The following is a 277-nucleotide window of genomic DNA, read 5'->3' on the forward strand; positions in this document are numbered from 1 at the left end:
TTTTATTTTTGCTTCTACATATTTATAAGAACTTTCTGGAGGAAGAGGGAAACATTTTTCTGAATAATTTTTAAAAATATTTATGTATTCCTCCAAAATTAAATTTGATTCCATTGCTCCTGGTGATTGAATGATTTGAGATTTATACTGATTTTCTATTCTAAAAATTACTTTAGTCTTTTTTATATTCTTCTTTAAAGAAGAAATGAAGAGTGATTTTATCCAGGCCTCTGTTAAACGACTTAAACTTAGTTTCGTATGAATCAATTCAATTACT

1 protein-coding gene is annotated in these 277 nt (G+C 25.6%); it reads right to left on the minus strand.

The genetic code is table 11. The features are described 5' to 3' along the window. Positions 1-277 (minus strand): hypothetical protein (locus AMO19_RS00095; protein ID WP_146255908.1); only part of this gene is annotated, 277 nt, incomplete at both ends.

This window comes from Prochlorococcus marinus, from assembly GCF_001180245.1.
Lineage (GTDB): Bacteria > Cyanobacteriota > Cyanobacteriia > PCC-6307 > Cyanobiaceae > Prochlorococcus_A > Prochlorococcus_A marinus_F.